At 48.3% G+C, this 18,642-nt stretch carries 23 protein-coding genes and 1 tRNA gene; 6 read left to right on the plus strand and 18 right to left on the minus strand.

What is annotated here, in order from left to right; all coding sequences use genetic code 11:
* Position 1 precedes the first annotated feature (1 nt).
* The 11 genes from ndk to trmJ all read right to left on the minus strand — a co-directional run bounded on the left by ndk (position 2) and on the right by trmJ (position 7,767).
* Positions 2-433 carry a nucleoside-diphosphate kinase gene (ndk, locus tag JYJ62_RS03380; RefSeq protein WP_205340761.1) on the minus strand — a complete coding sequence of 144 codons (432 nt, stop codon included), beginning with the start codon at positions 431-433 and terminating at the stop codon, positions 2-4.
* Positions 434-576: 143 nt separating this feature from the next.
* Positions 577-777, minus strand: coding sequence for a Fe-S cluster assembly protein IscX (gene iscX / locus JYJ62_RS03385; protein ID WP_205340762.1), 201 nt, complete (start codon positions 775-777; stop codon positions 577-579).
* A 16-nt stretch (positions 778-793) separates the two neighbouring features.
* Entirely contained in the window at positions 794-1,132 is a 339-nt protein-coding gene (fdx, locus tag JYJ62_RS03390; protein WP_205340763.1) for an ISC system 2Fe-2S type ferredoxin, read from the minus strand.
* Positions 1,133-1,137: 5 nt separating this feature from the next.
* Entirely contained in the window at positions 1,138-3,000 is a 1,863-nt protein-coding gene (gene hscA, locus JYJ62_RS03395; protein ID WP_205340764.1) for a Fe-S protein assembly chaperone HscA, read from the minus strand.
* A gap of 41 nt (positions 3,001-3,041) precedes the next feature.
* Entirely contained in the window at positions 3,042-3,569 is a 528-nt protein-coding gene (gene hscB / locus JYJ62_RS03400; RefSeq protein ID WP_205340765.1) for a co-chaperone HscB, read from the minus strand.
* A 1-nt stretch (position 3,570) separates the two neighbouring features.
* Positions 3,571-3,894, minus strand: a complete 324-nt coding sequence (gene iscA, locus JYJ62_RS03405) for an iron-sulfur cluster assembly protein IscA (RefSeq protein ID WP_205340766.1) — start codon at positions 3,892-3,894, stop codon at positions 3,571-3,573.
* A 10-nt stretch (positions 3,895-3,904) separates the two neighbouring features.
* Positions 3,905-4,291 carry a Fe-S cluster assembly scaffold IscU gene (iscU, locus tag JYJ62_RS03410; RefSeq protein WP_205340767.1) on the minus strand — a complete coding sequence of 129 codons (387 nt, stop codon included), beginning with the start codon at positions 4,289-4,291 and terminating at the stop codon, positions 3,905-3,907.
* A gap of 29 nt (positions 4,292-4,320) precedes the next feature.
* Positions 4,321-5,535, minus strand: coding sequence for an IscS subfamily cysteine desulfurase (locus JYJ62_RS03415; RefSeq protein WP_205340768.1), 1,215 nt, complete (start codon positions 5,533-5,535; stop codon positions 4,321-4,323).
* A 29-nt stretch (positions 5,536-5,564) separates the two neighbouring features.
* Positions 5,565-6,041 carry a Fe-S cluster assembly transcriptional regulator IscR gene (gene iscR, locus JYJ62_RS03420; protein WP_205340769.1) on the minus strand — a complete coding sequence of 159 codons (477 nt, stop codon included), beginning with the start codon at positions 6,039-6,041 and terminating at the stop codon, positions 5,565-5,567.
* A gap of 147 nt (positions 6,042-6,188) precedes the next feature.
* On the minus strand, positions 6,189-6,989 hold the full coding sequence (cysE, locus tag JYJ62_RS03425) for a serine O-acetyltransferase (RefSeq protein ID WP_205340770.1): 801 nt from the start codon (positions 6,987-6,989) through the stop codon (positions 6,189-6,191).
* Positions 6,982-7,767, minus strand: a complete 786-nt coding sequence (gene trmJ, locus JYJ62_RS03430; RefSeq protein WP_205340771.1) for a tRNA (cytosine(32)/uridine(32)-2'-O)-methyltransferase TrmJ — start codon at positions 7,765-7,767, stop codon at positions 6,982-6,984. The genes cysE and trmJ overlap by 8 nt, the downstream gene beginning before the upstream one ends.
* 165 nt (positions 7,768-7,932) lie before the next feature.
* On the opposite strand from trmJ, the gene JYJ62_RS03435 reads away from it, so the two are divergent.
* Entirely contained in the window at positions 7,933-8,745 is an 813-nt protein-coding gene (locus JYJ62_RS03435) for an inositol monophosphatase family protein (protein WP_205340772.1), read from the plus strand.
* Between the two features lie 82 nt (positions 8,746-8,827).
* Here JYJ62_RS03435 and JYJ62_RS03440 read toward each other — a convergent pair whose 3' ends face one another.
* From JYJ62_RS03440 to queA, 6 genes are all read right to left on the minus strand, one after another.
* Entirely contained in the window at positions 8,828-9,367 is a 540-nt protein-coding gene (locus JYJ62_RS03440) for a glycine zipper 2TM domain-containing protein (protein ID WP_205340773.1), read from the minus strand.
* Positions 9,368-9,471: 104 nt separating this feature from the next.
* Entirely contained in the window at positions 9,472-10,380 is a 909-nt protein-coding gene (secF, locus tag JYJ62_RS03445) for a protein translocase subunit SecF (protein WP_205340774.1), read from the minus strand.
* 13 nt (positions 10,381-10,393) lie between these two features.
* Complete coding sequence (secD, locus tag JYJ62_RS03450; RefSeq protein WP_205340775.1) at positions 10,394-12,256, minus strand: protein translocase subunit SecD; 1,863 nt, start codon at positions 12,254-12,256, stop codon at positions 10,394-10,396.
* Positions 12,257-12,386: 130 nt separating this feature from the next.
* Positions 12,387-12,719, minus strand: a complete 333-nt coding sequence (gene yajC, locus JYJ62_RS03455) for a preprotein translocase subunit YajC (protein WP_205340776.1) — start codon at positions 12,717-12,719, stop codon at positions 12,387-12,389.
* Positions 12,720-12,757: 38 nt separating this feature from the next.
* On the minus strand, positions 12,758-13,873 hold the full coding sequence (gene tgt / locus JYJ62_RS03460) for a tRNA guanosine(34) transglycosylase Tgt (RefSeq protein ID WP_205340847.1): 1,116 nt from the start codon (positions 13,871-13,873) through the stop codon (positions 12,758-12,760).
* Between the two features lie 12 nt (positions 13,874-13,885).
* A complete protein-coding gene (queA, locus tag JYJ62_RS03465) occupies positions 13,886-14,932 on the minus strand; it encodes a tRNA preQ1(34) S-adenosylmethionine ribosyltransferase-isomerase QueA (protein ID WP_205340777.1) in 1,047 nt (348 codons plus the stop codon).
* Positions 14,933-15,040: 108 nt separating this feature from the next.
* Here queA and JYJ62_RS03470 point away from each other — a divergent pair.
* From JYJ62_RS03470 to JYJ62_RS03490, 5 genes are all read left to right on the plus strand, one after another.
* A tRNA-Leu gene (locus JYJ62_RS03470) sits at positions 15,041-15,127 on the plus strand.
* 239 nt (positions 15,128-15,366) lie between these two features.
* Positions 15,367-15,924, plus strand: a complete 558-nt coding sequence (locus JYJ62_RS03475) for a ubiquitin family protein (RefSeq protein WP_205340848.1) — start codon at positions 15,367-15,369, stop codon at positions 15,922-15,924.
* A gap of 85 nt (positions 15,925-16,009) precedes the next feature.
* A complete protein-coding gene (locus JYJ62_RS03480; protein WP_232365699.1) occupies positions 16,010-16,543 on the plus strand; it encodes a sigma-70 family RNA polymerase sigma factor in 534 nt (177 codons plus the stop codon).
* Between the two features lie 86 nt (positions 16,544-16,629).
* Positions 16,630-17,949: a permease gene (locus JYJ62_RS03485; protein ID WP_205340778.1), complete on the plus strand. Its 1,320-nt coding sequence runs from the start codon at positions 16,630-16,632 to the stop codon at positions 17,947-17,949.
* Positions 17,950-17,987: 38 nt separating this feature from the next.
* Positions 17,988-18,218, plus strand: a complete 231-nt coding sequence (locus JYJ62_RS03490) for a thioredoxin family protein (protein ID WP_205340779.1) — start codon at positions 17,988-17,990, stop codon at positions 18,216-18,218.
* A 187-nt stretch (positions 18,219-18,405) separates the two neighbouring features.
* On the opposite strand, the gene JYJ62_RS03495 is transcribed toward JYJ62_RS03490, so the two are convergent.
* Positions 18,406-18,615: a hypothetical protein gene (locus tag JYJ62_RS03495; protein WP_205340780.1), complete on the minus strand. Its 210-nt coding sequence runs from the start codon at positions 18,613-18,615 to the stop codon at positions 18,406-18,408.
* Between the last annotated feature and the right edge of the window lie 27 nt (positions 18,616-18,642).

Below are 18,642 nucleotides of genomic sequence, written 5' to 3' on the forward strand. Positions count from 1 at the left end.
ATTAACGGATGCGGTCACATACTTCAGTTGCCGCGAAGAAGTATGAAATTTCACGTGCAGCAGCGGCTTCTGAGTCAGAACCGTGTACAGCGTTTTCATCGATAGAGACTGCGAAATCGGCACGGATAGTACCGGCAGCAGCGTCTTTAGGGTTAGTTGCGCCCATTAGATCACGGTTTGCAGCGATAGCGTTTTCGCCTTCAAGAACCTGAACGATAACTGGACCTGAAGTCATAAAGCTAACGAGGTCTTTGTAGAAAGGACGCTCTTTGTGCTCAGCGTAAAAACCGCCTGCTTCGCGCTCTGACAGTTGTACCATTTTTGAGGCAACAACACGTAAACCAGCTTTTTCAAAACGTGAAACGATTTCGCCAACAACGTTTTTTGCAACGGCGTCAGGCTTGATGATTGAGAATGTACGTTGAACAGTCATGTAGAACTCCAGTGAATTAAGTTTTAGAAGGATTAAACCCGCGAATTATACGCGGGTTTGTCTGAAATGCGTAGCCACTCGCACAGGTACTTGGTTAAGACGCAGTATTTTTCTGCAAGAAGCCAAATTAACTCAGTCGCTCGTTATTCAGCTTCTTCAATCCAAGCGGCTTGAATGGCCTCAAGAATTTTCTCGCCACTGCGCTCAGGATCATCATCAAACTCAGGCAGTTCGGTGACTAAGCGACGTAAATTGACAAAGTTAATGTAACGCGGATCAAGATCCTCATGCGCCTCACTTAAAGAAATTGCAATCTCAAGCACATCTACCCATTTCAATTTCATCTTGAGCTCCTGTCGATTACTGGCGTTCTGATACTTGGTTGATAGTGTATTTTGGAATCTCCACGGTCAGATCAGTATCTTTGACCACAGCTTGGCATGATAACCGTGAATCAGGCTCGAGCCCCCACGCCTTATCCAGCATATCGTCTTCTAAGTCATCCGACTCTTCAAGCGATCCCAAACCCTCACGCACAATCACGTGACAGGTGGTGCAAGCGCAGGACATCTCACAAGCATGTTCAATCTCAATGCCATTACGCAGCGCGGCATCCATAATGGTTTCACCAGGGATGGCTTCAATCACCGCACCCTCTGGACAATGTTCGGCATGAGGCAAAAAAATAATTTGCGGCACAGGGATTAACCCTCCATTTCATTAAGTTGTCGTCCAGCCAGCGCAGCTTTTACTGTGGCATCCAGACGGCGTGCAGCGAACTCGTTCGTTGCATGGTTAAGTTGCTGGATATGGCGAGCAATCGCGTTGATATCTTCAGCTTTGCGTACTGTTTCTAGCGCACTCATACGTTCTTCAATCACTGCACGCTCTTGCTCAGTTAATAACGCCTCAGCGTCAGCCTGCAGCGCAGAACGTACAGTTTCTAACAATCGTTCAGCATCGACACGCTGCTCTTGTAAAGCACGTGCTTGTTTATCTTGCGCAGCATGATCAAAAGAATCTTTTAACATTCCACCAATTTCTGAATCGGTCAGTCCATACGACGGTTTAACTTGAATACTGGCCTCTACACCACTGCCTAACTCACGCGCCGTGACACCCAGCAGACCATCCGCATCAACCTGAAAGGTCACACGAATTTTTGCCGCGCCAGCAATCATCGGCGGAATACCACGCAATTCAAAGCGTGCCAATGAACGGCAATCACTCACCAACTCACGCTCGCCTTGTAAGACATGTACAACCATCGCGGTTTGTCCGTCTCGCGCAGTGGTGAAATCTTGCGCACGAGTGACCGGAATAGTGGTATTGCGCGGAATAATCTTTTCGACTAAATCACCCATCGTTTCTAAACCGAGTGATAAAGGTGTCACATCCAGCAACAGCAACTCTTCGCCAGCACGCTTATTACCCACTAAAGTGTCGGCTTGGATCGCCGCACCTATAGCGACCACTTGATCAGGATCGATATCTGTCATCGGCGTGCAATTAAATAGTTCGCCGACGCGGGTACGTACTAATGGCACGCGGGTTGAACCGCCAACCATTACGACTGACTCTATCTCATCTAACTCAACTTCGGAGTCACGCAAGGCTCGGCGACAGGCTTTTAAGCTGCGTGCCACTAAGGGCTCAATCAGCGCATCAAAAGTGTCACGATTTAACTGCCCTTGCCACTCAGCATACTCAATTGCAACAACGTCTTCGCTGGTTAGCGCTTCTTTCGCAGCACACGCTATTCCCAACAAATCACGTTGCTGGCTAGGCGACAGATTACTGGATAGATCTGCTTGCTCAATCACCCAATTAGCAATCACATGATCAAAATCATCACCGCCTAAAGCACTGTCACCACCGGTGGCTAACACTTCAAAAACACCACGACTTAAGCGCAAAATAGACACATCAAAAGTGCCACCACCTAAATCATAAATAACCACCACACCTTCTGCTTGCTGGTCCAGCCCGTAAGCAACGGCTGCTGCAGTGGGCTCATTAAGCAAACGTAAAACATTGAGACCCGCGAGACGCGCGGCATCTTTGGTGGCTTGGCGCTGAGCATCATCAAAATAAGCAGGAACAGTTATCACGACGCCCACCAACTCACCACCTAGTGTCGCTTCAGCACGTTCGCGCAAAGCCTGCAAGATATGTGCTGACACCTCCACAGGACTTTTCGGTCCTTGTACCGTTTCAATAAACGGCATATGTGACTTACCGGCTTGGAAGTGATACGGCAACTGCTCGCCAAGTTGTTGAACATCTGCCAGTCCACGACCCATCAAACGTTTAACAGATAAAATACAGTTATAGGGGTCTTTGGAAGCGGCTTCGCGCGCGCTGCGTCCCACCTCAATGCGGTCAGCGTGATAACGCACTGCCGAAGCCAGTGCAACACGACCGTCGACATCAGGCAAAGCCTCAGCAATACCGCTGCGCACGGTCGCTACTAATGAGTTGGTAGTGCCTAAGTCAATCCCCACTGCCAGCCGCTGCTGGTGAGGTTGTGGGCTTTGTCCAGGTTCAGCAATCTGTAGTAAGGCCATACGGATCTTTAATCTGACAGCCTGCATGCGCAGGCTTTGGGTTAATCGTCTAAGCGCTCTTCTAACTGACGCACTTCATAAAACATCTTATCTAAAAACTGCATACGTCGTGCTAAGCGCTCGGCTTGTATGCGCTGCTCCGAATCTTCGATGCAAATCGCAAACGCATGATCAATCGCACTGCGAGCCTGCTTAAGCTCACGTACAAACTCTGCTAACGCAGCAAGATCAGCTTGCTCTTGTAAATCTTCAAGCTGCTCGCGCCATTCCATTTGTTGCAATAAAAACTCACCATCTTCAATAGTGGTTTCTTCTGGCAACTCCGCCTGCTGGCGTAACAAATACAACGCTCGCTGCGTTGGCGACTTTAAGGTTTGAAAGGCATCATTTAACTGCGCCGCTCGCTCCACGGCTTCGCGCTGCTGCGCTGCAGAGGCGTTAACAAAACGGTCAGGATGCGCATCTTTTGCCAACTCGCGGTAGGTTGCAGCCAACGCTTTATCATCAATAAAGAAGCCTGACTGCAGACCAAATAAGGCAAAATAATCAGCGTATTCTGTATTCGTCATACTACACACTGAAGCTTTCGCCGCAACCGCATTCGCCACGCACATTAGGATTATTGAATTTAAAGCCTTCGTTAATACCTTCGCGAACAAAATCGAGTTCGGTACCGTCGATATAGGCTAGACTTTTCGGATCAATAATAACTTTCATGCCAAAGCTTTCAAACACCTGATCATCAGGCTGCAGCTCATCAACAAACTCAAGCACATACGCCATACCCGAACAACCGGTGGTGCGCACACCAAGACGAATGCCTGCGCCGCTACCACGGTTTTCAAGTGAGCGCCGCACATGATTTGCTGCGGCTTCTGTTAAGCTGATCGCCATATCAAACCTCTTAGATTAAGCCTTTTTTCTGCTTGTAATCTCGCACTGCTGCTTTGATCGCATCTTCCGCTAACACTGAACAGTGAATCTTCACTGGTGGCAACGCCAATTCTTCAGCAATAGTGGTGTTTTTAATCAGCTCAGCTTCATCAATGGTTTTACCTTTCATCCATTCTGTCGCTAAGGAGCTGGATGCAATGGCAGAGCCACAGCCGTATGTTTTAAATTTCGCATCCTGAATGATACCGTCATCACTGACTTGAATCTGCAAGCGCATTACATCGCCACAGGCTGGTGCACCGACCATGCCGGTACCCACATCAGGAGCATCGGCGTCCATTTTGCCAACGTTGCGAGGGTTCTCGTAGTGGTCTAAGACCTTATCACTATATGCCATGATGGTATTCCTTATTTAACGGGCAAGTATTAATGTGCTTGCCACTCAACTTTAGAGAGGTCAACGCCGTCGTTATGCATGTCCCACAGCGGTGATAAATCACGTAGACGCTGGACTGCTTCACGAATTTGTCCGGCCGCATGATCCACTTCTTCTTCCGTAGTAAAACGTCCGAAGGTAAAGCGAATCGAACTGTGCGCCAACTCATCACTACGGCCTAACGCACGTAGCACATACGAAGGCTCTAACGAAGCAGAAGTACAGGCTGAACCTGAGGACACCGCCATGTCTTTCAAAGCCATAATTAACGACTCGCCCTCAACATAGTTAAAGCTGAGGTTCAAGTTATGCGGTACACGCTGGGTCGCACTGCCATTTAAGTACAGTTCGTCCATATCACGGACCTTGTCATAAAAACGCTTATTGAGTACAGCGACACGCTGGCTTTCTTCAGCCATTTCTAAACGCGCCAACTCAAAGGCTTCGCCCATACCAACGATTTGGTGAGTCGCTAAGGTACCTGAACGCATACCACGCTCGTGCCCACCACCGTGCATTTGTGCTTCTAAACGCACGCGCGGCTTACGACGCACATAAAGCGCACCCATGCCTTTAGGACCGTAGGCTTTGTGAGCAGAAAAGGACATTAAGTCGACTTTCATTTTCTCAAGATCAATTTCAACTTTACCCGCTGACTGCGCCGCATCAACATGAAATAACACACCTTTCGAGCGAGTTAGTTCACCAATTGCAGCGATATCATTGATCGTACCAATTTCGTTATTGACATGCATGATCGACACTAAAATTGTATCTTCACGCAATGCTGCAGCGACCATATCGACAGTAATCAAACCATCTTCGCAAGGCTCTAAGTAGGTCACTTCGTAACCTTCACGCTCTAACTGACGCGTGGTGTCCAACACTGCTTTATGCTCAAGCTTAGAGGTAACAATATGTTTGCCTTTGCTGACATAAAAATGTGCAGCGCCCTTAATAGCAAGGTTATTTGACTCTGTCGCACCCGAAGTCCAAACAATTTCGCGCGGATCGGCTTTAATTAAATCGGCAACCTGGCGGCGCGCATGCTCAATGGCTTCTTCAGCACGCCAGCCATACACGTGCGAACGTGACGCAGCATTACCAAAGTTACCATCCAGCGTGAGACACTCACACATTTTCTTCGCCACTCGTGGATCAACTGGGGTGGTTGCTGAATAATCTAGATAGATCGGCAGTTTCATTGTAACTCTCCTCACGGTCTGCGCCTTATTCACTCAAGAGTGGACGCCTGAATTTTGTTTGCTGCGCGCTGATTCTGATGCTGACGCAATGCAACTTTTTGAATTTCTTGGCGCGCAACTAAATCCGCCAAGCTAATACCACTTAAAAAATCGTGTATCTGCTTACTTAAATCACACCACAAACGGTGGGTTAAACATTCATCGCCACCCTGACAGTCACCTTGACCTTGACAGCGCGTCGCATCTACTGACTCATCCACCGCATCTATAACTTGAACGATTTGAATATCAGCAGGCTCATGCGCCAACTGATAACCACCACCCGGACCTCTGACACTACTCACCAGAGCGCCACGGCGCAACTTGGCAAATAACTGCTCAAGGTATGATAACGAAATACCTTGCCTCTCAGAAATATCGGCAAGAGGCACAGGGCCGTCTTGCGCATTCAATGCCAAGTCAAGCATCGCTGTCACGGCATAGCGGCCCTTGGTTGTCAGTCGCATAAAATAAATACCGCTGTAAGTAAGTATTAACAACAATTATGCTATAACCCACTAAACAGGTCAAGTATTAATCCTGATTAAATTACTCAGGATTAAACAGGCAAACATTCTAACAGTCCGTAGCAAGTGTGCCCTCGCGCATACGGATTACTTATCCGCGACCGATTCGCTATCGTTACCATCCACTAGCGGTCTTTCATCCGAGCAGGGAAAAGCTGTATCAGGCAACTCAGGCAGTTTCTTACCTTGATAATCACTGCCAAGCCTATGCATGGCATCGCACATATCTTCAAGACGCTCTTCAACTGCCTCTAAATGATCAAGAATTTGACCAATTGAACGTGCAACTGGGTCAGGCATATCCTGACTCATACCATAAGCATCAAAGCCAAAACGCTCAGCCAACGCCTGTCGCTTTGCTTCTTGCTCATCAGTCGCCTTAACAATAATACGCCCTGGGATACCCACCGCAGTCGCACCGGCAGGCACAGCTTTAGTCACCACGGCATTCGAACCAATTTTAGCACCAGCACCCACAGTAAAAGGCCCCAGCACTTTAGCGCCTGCCCCGACTACCACACCATCCTCTAAAGTTGGGTGACGCTTACCTTTATTCCAGCTGGTGCCGCCTAAGGTAACGCCCTGATAGAGCGTCACATCGTCACCGACCTCTGCGGTTTCACCAATAACAATACCCATACCATGGTCAATAAAAAAACGACGACCAATTTTCGCGCCAGGGTGAATCTCAATACCGGTCAACCAGCGCCCCAAGTTGGACACCATTCGCGCCAGCCACTTCCAATTACGTACCCACAAGCCATGCGCCAAACGATGCAACCAAACCGCATGCAAACCGGGGTAGCAGGTTAATACCTCAAAGGCATTACGTGCCGCTGGATCCCGTCGAAATACACTTTGAATATCTTCACGAATACCTTTAAACATGCTCACCTCGGCGTTGGATATGCTCACCACGTGCGGCTTTTTGCGTCTCGGTCAAAATACCACGTAAAATATTTACTTCAGACTTCTTCAACTGACTGCGGGCAAAAATACGCCGCAGCCGCGCCATTAAATGCCGCGGTTTAGCCGGATCAAGAAAATCAATATCAATCAACGTTTGCTGCAAATGCTGATAAAACATCTCTAAAGAGTCATGGGTCGCCGGCGCGGTGCCGAGCATTCCGGTCGCCTCAACTTCAGGCATGTGCGTCGGCTGATTGGTGTCTTGCAGCCATGCCATACGCACCTCATAACTCAACACTTGCACAGCGGTGGCAAGGTTTAAAGAGCTAAACTCTGGATCTGACGGAATATGGATATGGTACTGACAGCGCTGCAACTCAGTATTGGTTAAACCGGCATACTCACGACCAAAGACCAAAGCAACTTCAGCCTGATGATCAGCCTGCCAGGTGTGTAGACAGGTCGCCGCCGCTTCGCGCGGATCAAGTAATGGCCAAGGAATACGTCGATCACGAGCACTGGTCCCCAAGACCACACTGCAGCCTTCAAGCGCTTCCTCTAGAGTCGCAACCACTCGCGCATTGTCTAAAATATCATCGGCACCCGCCGCTCGAGAATTCGCATCACGGTGTGGGTATTTCTCAGGGTCGACTAAGACTAAGGACTTAAGCCCCATGTTTTTCATCGCTCGGGCAGCACCACCAATATTGCCTGGGTGACTGGTGTTGACTAAAACCACGCGAATTTTTTCCAGCACAAGGCTCTCCAAGGTTCTATCTAAAGACAGGTTATTAAAGCAAAGAACACAAGCTTACCGAAGCCTCTGCAATCACGCCACGAAAAAGAACCCTACTGGCGAACACATATACTTTAGTTTCTGTTAGAATTTATATTCTTCTTTAACAACCTCCGGTGACTTTTCATGCAGCCTATGCTGAATATCGCGCTGCGCGCTGCTCGTAGCGCGGGTGAATTAATTGTACGTTCGATTGAACGCTTAGACACGATCTCGGCTAGCGAGAAAGACGCAAAAGATTTCGTCACCGAGATTGATCGTGCAGCTGAACAAGCCATTGTTACGGCAATTCTTAAAGCCCATCCTGATCACGGCATTAACGCTCAAGCAAGTGGTCGCATTGCCGGTCAAGGTGAAGGCGCTGATTATGAGTGGATTATTGACCCTCTCAACGGCACAACAAACTTCACTCGCGGCGTACCCCATTTTGCTGTAAGCATCGCCTGCAAATATCGCGGCCGTGTTGAGCACGCAGTAATCATTGACCCTGTTCGTCAAGAAGAATTTACTGCAAGCCGCGGTCGTGGCGCAGCCTTTAACGGTCGCCGTATGCGCGTCAGCAAACGCAAAACCCTTGATAACGCACTATTAGCGACCGGCTTTCCATTTCATGAAGGCCAACTTGAACACATGGACAACTATATATCTATGTTCAAAGATCTCGCAGTGCAGTCGGCCGGCATTCGCAGCGCGGGCACCGCAAGCTTAGACTTAGCCTATGTTGCAGCAGGCCGTTATGACGCGTGCTGGCAACACGGTTTATCCGAGTCAGATATCGCCGCAGGTGCTTTATTAATTCAAGAAGCCGGCGGCCTGATCAGTGACTTCAATGGCGGTTACGACTTTTTAGACGGCGGCCACGTTGTTGCAGGCGGCCCAAAATGCTTTAAAGCGGTTCTAACTACGATTCAACCTTTTATACCAAGAAGTTTTAAGTAAGCCAGCGCTTATTTGCTGCTCACAAAAAAGCGCCCTTCTAGGCGCTTTTTTTATTTCAATTCAACGTTTGATGTCAGACCAATTAACGCACAACCTGCGATAAAATAACGCGGCCTTGCTCATCCAGCTCCAAGCGACGCCCTGGATCATCATCCATGCGCACGGTACGAACTTTACCATCTAACTCATAACTGACATCATAACCGGCAACTTTTTCACTGATGTCGTATTCCGTATTGCAACGGCGCTCAGTGGTTGTGTAGGTATTGTTCTGCTGTAGATGCTCTTGGGTTTTATTACCCGCATAGCCACCACCCACAGCGCCTGCAACAGTCGCTACTTTTTTACCATTACCACCACCCACTTGGTTACCTAGCAGACCACCGACGACTGCACCCACCGCGGTACCAACAACACGATTACTATCTTTAATCGGTTTACGCTTGGTGACCGTCACATCGCGACATTCTTGACGTGGTGTTTTCACGGTTTCTTTAATTGGCTTAACAGCTACAACTTCTGCGTAGCTCGGTCCACTCATCATATTGTAGGTGGCATAACCACCCGTGGCCGTCACAGCAACTGCACCCAACACACTACCAATCAACATTGACTTATTCATTCTATACTTCTCTCAAGCAACTGTTAGTCACAAAGTATTAGAAAGCAAAAAGCCGTGCAAGTTCATACCTGCACGGCTTTTAATCGTATAAATACGTAATTCGATTAGGGCGTTTCATCCACCTCTTCAGTACTCACTGGCGGTATCAAATCTTCTACCGTCAGATTCAGCCAAATCAAGAAAATACTGGCGATATACACAGAGGAATAGGTACCTGCGGTAATCCCAATAAACAACGCAAACGCGAAGCCCCATAGGTTATCACCACCAAACACCAGCAATGCGCCCACCGCCAATAATGTGGAAATCGACGTTGCCAAGGTACGCAATAGTGTTTGCGTGGTAGAAATATTGATATTGTCGATCAATGGCGTATTACGTAAGAAACGGAAGTTCTCACGAATACGGTCAAACACCACAATTGTGTCGTTAAGCGAGTAGCCAATAATTGCCAAAATCGCAGCCAATACAGTCAGGTCAAACGTAAACTGAAAGTATGAGAACACGCCCAAAGTGATAATCACATCATGGAACAAGCCAACAATCGCACCGACACCAAATTTCCACTGAAAACGAAAACCCAGATACAGCATGATTCCAGCTAAGGCCAGCAACATGCCTAAACCACCTTGGTCACGCAACTCCTCTCCCACCGCAGGACCAACGAACTCAACACGCTTAACGGTTACTTGACTCGCCGCGTCTTGACGTAATACCTGCGCCACTTGATTGCCCAAATCCGGATCATCACCAGGCATACGTACTAGCACATCATTGACCGCACCAAAGCTCTGCACGACGGCGTCAGGGTAACCACCACCTTGTAACTGACTGCGAATTTTATTTAAGTCGGCCGCTTGCTCATAATTGAGTTCAATTAGCGTACCGCCAGTGAAGTCCAAGCCAAAGTTAAGACCTTTAACAGCTAAGCTGCCAAACGAGGCTAGAACCATTATCAAGCTGAAGGCAAACGCTATATAGCGTGCGCCCATAAAGTTAATTACACGTTTCATGCTAGCCACATCCTTAAATCCACAACTTCTTGAGGTCACGGCCACCATAAATCAGGTTAACCATGGCACGTGTCACCATAATTGCAGTGAACATTGAAGTAATAATGCCCAGCGATAAGGTCACAGCAAAGCCTTTAATTGGACCGGTCCCCATTGCAAACAGGATCGCACCGACCAAAAGCGTTGTTAAGTTACCGTCAATAATAGCTGAGTAGGCTTTATCAAAACCTTCATGAATAGCGCGCTGTACCGACATGCCATTGGCAATTTCTTCACGAATCCGCGAGAAAATCAGCACGTTCGCATCCACCGCCATACCCATGGTCAAAACGATACCGGCGATACCCGGCAAGGTTAATGTTGCACCAAGCAGTGACATCATCGCCAACAAGTTGACCATATTCAGACTCAGTGCCACTGTCGCCAGCAGGCCAAAGGCTTTGTAGATCAAGACAATAAAGATCGCGACAAACAAGAAGCCCCATAGTGCCGCTTGTACACCGAGCTGAATATTCTCAGCACCGAGACTTGGGCCAATGGTGCGTTCTTCAGCAAAGTACATCGGTGCCGCTAAACCACCGGCACGCAATAACAGCGCCAGCTCAGACGATTCGCCTTGACCATCCAGACCGGTAATCCGAAACTGGCTGCCGAGCGCCGACTGAATCGTCGCTAAGCTAATCACGCGTTTTTCTTCTTTAAAGGTCTGTACTGCAACTTCTTTTTCGACACCATCAACCATCTCACGCACATAGCGCGTGGTGGGTCGTTGTTCGATAAAGATAACGGCCATACTGCTGCCGATATCATTACGCGTAGCTCGATTCATCAGTTCGCCACCGTGACCATCCAAACGGATATTCACTTGTGGTCGACCATTTTCATCGTAGCTGGCCTGTGCATCAGTCACCTGATCGCCAGTGATAATCACACTACGCTCAAGCGCTACAGGCGCACGACCTTCCTCACGGAACTCATACATCTCTGTGGTTGCACGGGGCGCATCTGCCGCAGCAGCTAAACGGAACTCAAGGTTGGCCGTTTTACCCAAAATACGCTTAGCTTCTGCAGTATCTTGTACACCAGGTAACTCTACGACAATACGGTTAGCACCTTGGCGCTGTACCAGCGGCTCAGCAACACCCAACTCATTGACGCGGTTACGCACCGTGGTTAAGTTTTGCTTAATTGAGTACTCTCGAATTTCGGTAATTTTCGCTGGCAACAAGACTAAGCGCAGTACCGGCTTATCATTACGCTCAGCAGTAGTCATTTCAAAATCAGCAAAATCTTTACGAATCAAGGCTCGTGCTTGAGTTAAAGTCGCGGTATCGTCAAAACCAAGCTGAATACCATTCTCAATACTTGGCAAGCTGCGATAACGGACACGCTCTTTACGCAAAATAGTCTTTACTTCGCTTTCGTGCACTTTAATACGTGCAGAAATAGCTTTTTCCATATCCACTTCAAGTAAGAAGTGCACACCACCGGATAAGTCGAGACCGAGCTTCATCGGGTTGGCCCCAAGGCTACGTAACCATTGAGGCGTCGTTGCTGCAAGATTCAATGCAACAACATACTCATCACCCAAGGCTTTACGTACGACATCTTTAGCCGGCAACTGATCATCACGGCGCAATAACCGCACCAATCCGCCACGTGTTTCTAAGGCTGCACTCTTAACGTCAATCCCAGCCGCTGTTAACGCAGCGGTAGCACGATCCAGATCAGCTTGTTCAATCTGTAATGCACTGCTAGCACCGGTCACTTGAATCGCCGGATCATCTGGATAGAGGTTAGGCGCAGAGTAAATAAAACTGATGGATAGAATCGCTACAATCAGCAGATACTTCCATAAAGGATACTTGTTGAGCATGACACCGCCCGCTTATATGGCCACAATAAATACGGCCAAAACTAATTGAATATAACGCAAATCGGGCAGTGCAGCTCAAAGGTTGATAACGAGTCACCTTTGAGCGCAACCGCCCGTCACAAAAAACTGTTTAAATAGCTTTTAAAGTGCCTTTTGGCAATGCTGCGATCACTGCACTTTTTTGAATTTTTAACTCAACAGTATCTGAAGCTTCAATCACTAAAAAGTCATCAGCTACTTTAATCACTTTTCCAGCAATGCCACCACTGGTCACAACTTCATCACCTTTTTGCAAACCGCCGACCAAGTTGCGATGCTCTTTGGCACGCTTAGCCTGTGGACGCCAGATCATCAGGTAGAAAATCACCAAAAAACCAGCTAGCAAAATAAACTGCATGTACTCGCCACCTGGAGGTGCGCCAGCAGCAGTGTCAGCATAAGCAGCAGAAATAAAGAAACTCATGAACAACTCCCATTACATAAAGACATTAGTGTCCGTTATTAATTAAGCGGCGGCGTAGGCAAGCCACGTCGCGCGTAAAACCCATCAACAAAGTCGCCCAATGTACCTTGTTGGATAGCCTCTCGTAAACCCGCCATTAGACGCTGATAGTGTCGCAAATTATGTATTGTATTGAGCATGCTACTCAGCATTTCTCCGCACTTATCTAAATGGTGCAAATAGGCGCGGGAAAAATTTTGGCAAGTATAGCAATCACAGGCCGCATCGAGAGGTGAATCATCATGTCGATGCGTGGCGTTACGAATTTTAATCACCCCAGTATCGATGAACAAGTGACCGTTACGCGCATTACGCGTTGGCATCACGCAGTCAAACATATCAATACCGCGGCGTACGCCTTCAACGAGATCTTCAGGCTTACCAACACCCATTAAATAGCGGGGCTTTTCCGGCGGCATATGTTGCGGTAAAAAGTCCAAGATACGAATCATATCTTCTTTTGGCTCGCCCACCGACAAACCACCAATGGCCAAGCCATCAAAGCCGATTTCGCACAGCCCTTCTAAAGAACGTAAACGTAAGTCTTCATGCATCCCCCCCTGAACAATACCAAAGAGAGCCGAGGGGTTATCACCGTGTGCAATTTTTGAACGTTTAGCCCAGCGCAATGACAACTCCATCGATTTTTCAGCCGTTGCCACATCGGCAGGATACGGCGTGCATTCATCAAAGATCATCACCACATCAGAGCCCAGCTCACGCTGCACTTGCATGGATTCTTCTGGCCCCATAAAAACTTTGGCACCATCCACTGGCGAAGAGAAGTACACGCCCTCTTCTTTAATCTTACGCATCGCGCCCAAGCTAAAGACTTGGAAACCACCGGAGTCAGTCAGAATAGGACCTTTCCATTGCATAAAATTATGTAAATCGCCGTGCTCCTGAATCACCTGAGTACCAGGGCGTAACCATAGATGAAAGGTATTACCTAAAATCATCTGCGCGCCAATCGCTTCGATATCACGCGGCAACATCCCTTTAACAGTACCGTAGGTGCCCACCGGCATAAAGGCAGGAGTTTCCACTACGCCACGCGGAAACGTTAAACGCCCACGGCGCGCACGACCATCGGTCGCTAATAAATCAAACTGCATAAAAGACATGCATTACTCCTTAGGGCTGCGCGGCTGTGGATTGCGCGTAATAAACATGGCATCGCCATAACTGAAGAAACGATAACGCTGCTCGACGGCACTGCGATAAGCATTCATGGTCTCTGGATAGCCAGCAAAGGCCGCAACCAGCATTAGCAACGTTGATTCGGATAAGTGAAAATTAGTGACCAATGCATCAACCACATGAAATGGACGCCCGGGGAATAAAAAGATATCGGTTTCGCCAGCAAAGACCTGAATTTCGCCTGTTGCTTGCGCGGCGCTCTCTAACGAACGCACACTGGTCGTACCCACCGCAATGACACGCCCACCACGCGCTTTACAGGCAGCAACCGCATCAACCACGTCCGGCGAGACCTGCAGCCACTCATGGTGCATCTGATGATCTTCTAGACGCTCAACACGTACCGGCTGGAAGGTTCCTGCTCCCACATGCAAGGTCACAAAGGCTGTTTCTACACCGAGCTCACGAATGCTGGCCAACATCGGATCATCGAAATGCAGTCCAGCAGTTGGCGCCGCAACAGCACCAGCGTGCTCGGCATACACAGTTTGATAACGCTCACGATCATCTATCTCATCGGCGCGCTCCATATAAGGAGGCAACGGCATATGACCAATACGCTCAAGCAGCGGCAATACTGGCTCAGAAAATTGCCATTCAAAGAGACTGTCGTGACGCGCTAATAAAGTTGCTTGCGCACCATCGTCCAGCTTAATGGTGCTGCCGACCTTCGGCGCTTTACTAGCACGGACATGTGCCAGCACGCGATCGCTATCCAATACACGTTCAACTAACACCTCAAGTTTGCCGCCGGTGGCTTTTTTAGCAAACAAGCGCGCCGGTATCACTCGGGTATCGTTAAACACCATTAAATCGCCAGGGCGTAGATAGCTGAGCAGATCTGTAAAGTGTTGATGGGCAATCGCACCGCTCGGTCCGTCCAACACCAGCAAACGACTGGATCGGCGTTCAGCCAGTGGGTATCGAGCAATCAGCTCATCAGGTAAGTCAAATTGGAAGTGTGCAACGCGCATAATAGTGGTCGTTAATAATGAGGATGCAAAGCTTAACGGAAATATTTGCATCTGACCATGCGAAATCATTTGACCGATGTGCAAACCCTCTCTATAATCTCGCGCCATGCCTCGGTGGCGGAATTGGTAGACGCAGTGGATTCAAAATCCACCGTTGGTAACAACGTGGGAGTTCGATTCTCCCCCGAGGCACCAATTTCTTTAGCCCTTAAGTCTTCGGACTTAGGGGCTTTTTTATGTCTATAATTTAGCCTTAATAATCATTTCATCATAAAAAAGTAAAACCCTTTACGCCTCACACGCAAAACATGTGTACGGCCAAGTCAGCCCTTCCTTGATTGTACTGACGCAAAAATTTGACACTCCCCGCGCTCCTAACGCTTAATCTTTATTAATAAAGACTTACTGCCACCTCACCCTCCGGAACATGCCACATGACTTTTATGCACTTTTTGTTTGCTTTAGTAGAACCGACCTTAAGAGTAGCGAAGGAATCAACAGTAAGCTTGAGATTCCTAGCGGATACAAACTCACGTAGATCCAAAGCAAAACAGAAGCGATGCACGGCCGGCGGGTATTCTTACAGAGCCCGCCAACTTATACCCCAGCTAGCAATATTGATTGGGCTATCTTTAGCGGGTAATAATGCATTTGCTATGCAAATTTTCATCAAAACGCTGACTGGAAAGACTATCGTGCTGGAAGTTGAGTCCAGTGACTCAATCGACAACGTCAAAGCTAAAATAGAAGACAAGGAGGGTATTTCACCCGCACAGCAGCGTTTAATTTTTGCTGGCAAACAATTGGAAGATGGTCGCACACTTGCAGATTACAACATCCAAAAGGAATCTACCCTACATCTTGTCTTGAGACTAAAAGCAAAACCCGTCGGCATTCCAACCTTATCGCAATGGGGGCTGGCAATCCTCGGTTTACTGGTGGCTGGTTTGGCACTACTGCAGCTGCGCAACAGACATGGCGTCGCCGATTGAGCCTACTAATAGAGAAACCACGGACTCTCAACTACCATTCAGAAAAACTCATGTGCCGCTTTTATTTAATGGAATGCGCTCTGATATGACACCTCATTGCATCTTGACTGCTTGGCATACGCACGAACACGAACTGCGCGCTTTTCTATTGGTGCGCATCGGAAATCAACATGAGGTTGATGATGCACTTCAAGAACTCTTCTTGAAATTGACGCGACAAGGCGATGCGTTCTGCGCGGTGAAAAACCCCAGAGCGTGGTTATTTCGTGTCACGCGTAACTTTTTAATCGATCACTTACGCACCGCAAAAACCTTTGTTGAGCTTGATCCTAATGTAGCCCTACCGCTCAATAACGACGAGCCATCTGCCATTATCAAATTAGAAGCCTGCTTGCTACGCAATCTAACAGAACTCCCAGATGAGGATAAAAGCGTTATCGAGCAATGCGATCTACAGGGTCAAACCCAAAAGCATTACGCACAACAACATAGCCTATCCCTCAGCGCAGTAAAATCCCGCCTACTTCGTGCTCGCAAACGCTTAAAAGCACAAATCATCGTGAATTGCCAAGTTCAGTTTGATGAAAACGGCAACGTTTGCTGTCACGTACCTCGCTAAATAATAATTTACTGCATCCTTTTCGCCCTGTGTTCGTCTGCATAACAGAAGTACGTTAACTGTTACCTCTTTCAAGGAGCGTTTAGATGAACACACGATTGCGCGAGCTATATAGCAGCAACGCTCGTGAAACCAACCTGCTGTTGCTTATGCTGGCTGTCTTTCTACTGATTTATTTCATTCCCGCCGGCACTGCGCGTTTCGATAATGCCGTGCTGGAAGCTGTGCGCTTAACCCATTGGTACGCTAGAGAACACGTTATTTTATGTTTGCTGCCGGCATTTTTGATTGCTGGAGCAATGTCGACATATATCAGCCAAGGTGCGGTCATGCGCTACCTTGGACCGGATGCGCCCAAGGTAGTGGCCTTTAGCGTTGCCTCGGTATCAGGCACCTTACTGGCGGTTTGTTCGTGCACTGTACTGCCCCTGTTCGGTGGCATCTATAAGCGTGGTGCTGGTTTAGGCGCAGCAATCGCTTTTCTTTATTCTGGGCCAGCGATTAATATTATGGCCATTGTTATCACCGCCAAAGTGCTGGGCGCGGAAATGGGCTTTGCTCGTGCGCTCGGCGCCATTCTGTTTGCTGTAGTGATCGGCGCCATTATGCACTTGATCTACCGTAAGGAAGAGGCGCAGCGAGTGGTTAAAAACACTCGTGGTTTTAGTGGTGAAGAACTCGATAAACCTATGAGCGCAATTGTGCTTTTCTTCGCCCTGATGGTTGGCATACTGGTATTCGCTAACTGGGCGGCAGCAGATAGCGCAATCTGGATGCAAATTTACCAATGGAAGTGGCAGATTACCGCGTTGCTTAGCGCCGCTTTAGCTGGGCTATTGGTTTGGCGCTGGCAGTGGCCAAAGCTGCAGTTATTGATTCTAGCTGCAGTGGTGCTACTAACCGCAATGATCGCACCCAGTGCACCTGAGTTGCCCTTTGTTATCGGCATTGCCGGCTTGATGCTCATTTCAGCGTCACGCGAGCAAGACCGTGAATGGTCGCTTCAGAGCTGGGATTTTGCCAAGCAAATTCTACCCTTACTGCTCGGTGGAGTCTTTATTGCTGGCTTTGCCTTGGGTCGTCCAGGCCACGAAGGAATCATTCCTTCAGAGTGGGTTGCTATGGCCGTGGGTGACAACAGCCTGAATTCCACAATTCTTGCATCGGTCTTGGGCGCACTGATGTACTTCTCTACACTCACTGAAGTGCCTATCGTAGAGGCACTTATGGGTGCAGGCATGGGTAAAGGACCCGCATTGGCCTTGCTCTTAGCAGGCCCAGCACTGTCTTTACCCAATATGCTAGTGATTCGCACCATACTGGGCACGCAAAAAACCGTGGTTTATTGCTCACTGGTTGTCGTGATGTCCACGGTTACTGGTTTTATTTATGGCAACTGGTGGTGATTACATCAGTTCAATCGATAGCAACACGAGGAGACACAATGAAATTTACTATTTATGGCAGCGGCTGCGCCAAATGCACTCAACTTACAGCCAATGTAGAAGAAGCTGCGAGCGCGAAAGGTATTGAATACCGCGTTGAAAAAATAACCGACACCAATGCCATTATTGACGCGGGCATTATGCGCACCCCGGCACTGGCGATTGATGATGAAATCGTTATTGAAGGGAAAGTAGCCAAGGTAGAAGAGATTCAAAAGCTATTGGCTTAGCAAAGAGCTTGGTGGTTCGGGATGCTACATAGCCAAGCAGCACTGCTGCAAGCTCTGTCCGCCCCAATGACTTAGAAGGCTCAACTCGTTGTCGCAGTCACAGCTTATGACAACGAGTTGGGCCTCGCGCTTGCTACAGCCTACATTGCAACAGGCTTAAAAAAGTCAAGCCCAAACGAAAAAGCCATTAATCTGCTGCATCATCTTTATTGCTTTGCGTTTTATCACGCATACGTTGCATTTCTTGCGTCGTTTTTAAACGGCACACGGCTAGTTGCTCTAAGCGCAAAGCTTTGATCGCCGCCAACGGATCATCAGCTTGCAAACCTCCTTGCGCCTTTTCATATTCAAGACTGTCATCGGCGCGCTCTTTAGCCTGTTCAATGTCATCACTCATCTTGCATGCCCCTATTTTGCTGTAAAT

It is taken from the genome of Denitrificimonas caeni (assembly GCF_905120345.1).
In the GTDB taxonomy this organism is placed as follows: Bacteria; Pseudomonadota; Gammaproteobacteria; order Pseudomonadales; family Pseudomonadaceae; genus Denitrificimonas; species Denitrificimonas caeni_A.

Excerpts from the sequence above, each read along its gene's own strand:
- ndk (WP_205340761.1), bottom strand. The coding sequence starts at position 433 with ATGACTGTTCAACGTACATTCTCAATCATCAAGCCTGACGCCGTTGCA.
- iscX (WP_205340762.1), bottom strand. The coding sequence starts at position 777 with ATGAAATTGAAATGGGTAGATGTGCTTGAGATTGCAATTTCTTTAAGT.
- hscA (WP_205340764.1), bottom strand. The coding sequence starts at position 3,000 with ATGGCCTTACTACAGATTGCTGAACCTGGACAAAGCCCACAACCTCAC.
- hscB (WP_205340765.1), bottom strand. The coding sequence starts at position 3,569 with ATGACGAATACAGAATACGCTGATTATTTTGCCTTATTTGGTCTGCAG.
- iscA (WP_205340766.1), bottom strand. The coding sequence starts at position 3,894 with ATGGCGATCAGCTTAACAGAAGCCGCAGCAAATCATGTGCGGCGCTCA.
- iscU (WP_205340767.1), bottom strand. The coding sequence starts at position 4,291 with ATGGCATATAGTGATAAGGTCTTAGACCACTACGAGAACCCTCGCAAC.
- JYJ62_RS03415 (WP_205340768.1), bottom strand. The coding sequence starts at position 5,535 with ATGAAACTGCCGATCTATCTAGATTATTCAGCAACCACCCCAGTTGAT.
- iscR (WP_205340769.1), bottom strand. The coding sequence starts at position 6,041 with ATGCGACTGACAACCAAGGGCCGCTATGCCGTGACAGCGATGCTTGAC.
- cysE (WP_205340770.1), bottom strand. The coding sequence starts at position 6,989 with ATGTTTAAAGGTATTCGTGAAGATATTCAAAGTGTATTTCGACGGGAT.
- JYJ62_RS03435 (WP_205340772.1), top strand. The coding sequence starts at position 7,933 with ATGCAGCCTATGCTGAATATCGCGCTGCGCGCTGCTCGTAGCGCGGGT.
- JYJ62_RS03440 (WP_205340773.1), bottom strand. The coding sequence starts at position 9,367 with ATGAATAAGTCAATGTTGATTGGTAGTGTGTTGGGTGCAGTTGCTGTG.
- secF (WP_205340774.1), bottom strand. The coding sequence starts at position 10,380 with ATGAAACGTGTAATTAACTTTATGGGCGCACGCTATATAGCGTTTGCC.
- secD (WP_205340775.1), bottom strand. The coding sequence starts at position 12,256 with ATGCTCAACAAGTATCCTTTATGGAAGTATCTGCTGATTGTAGCGATT.
- yajC (WP_205340776.1), bottom strand. The coding sequence starts at position 12,719 with ATGAGTTTCTTTATTTCTGCTGCTTATGCTGACACTGCTGCTGGCGCA.
- tgt (WP_205340847.1), bottom strand. The coding sequence starts at position 13,873 with ATGCAGTTTGATTTATTAGCGACCGATGGTCGTGCGCGCCGTGGGCGT.
- queA (WP_205340777.1), bottom strand. The coding sequence starts at position 14,932 with ATGCGCGTTGCACACTTCCAATTTGACTTACCTGATGAGCTGATTGCT.
- JYJ62_RS03475 (WP_205340848.1), top strand. The coding sequence starts at position 15,367 with ATGACTTTTATGCACTTTTTGTTTGCTTTAGTAGAACCGACCTTAAGA.
- JYJ62_RS03480 (WP_232365699.1), top strand. The coding sequence starts at position 16,010 with ATGACACCTCATTGCATCTTGACTGCTTGGCATACGCACGAACACGAA.
- JYJ62_RS03485 (WP_205340778.1), top strand. The coding sequence starts at position 16,630 with ATGAACACACGATTGCGCGAGCTATATAGCAGCAACGCTCGTGAAACC.
- JYJ62_RS03490 (WP_205340779.1), top strand. The coding sequence starts at position 17,988 with ATGAAATTTACTATTTATGGCAGCGGCTGCGCCAAATGCACTCAACTT.
- JYJ62_RS03495 (WP_205340780.1), bottom strand. The coding sequence starts at position 18,615 with ATGAGTGATGACATTGAACAGGCTAAAGAGCGCGCCGATGACAGTCTT.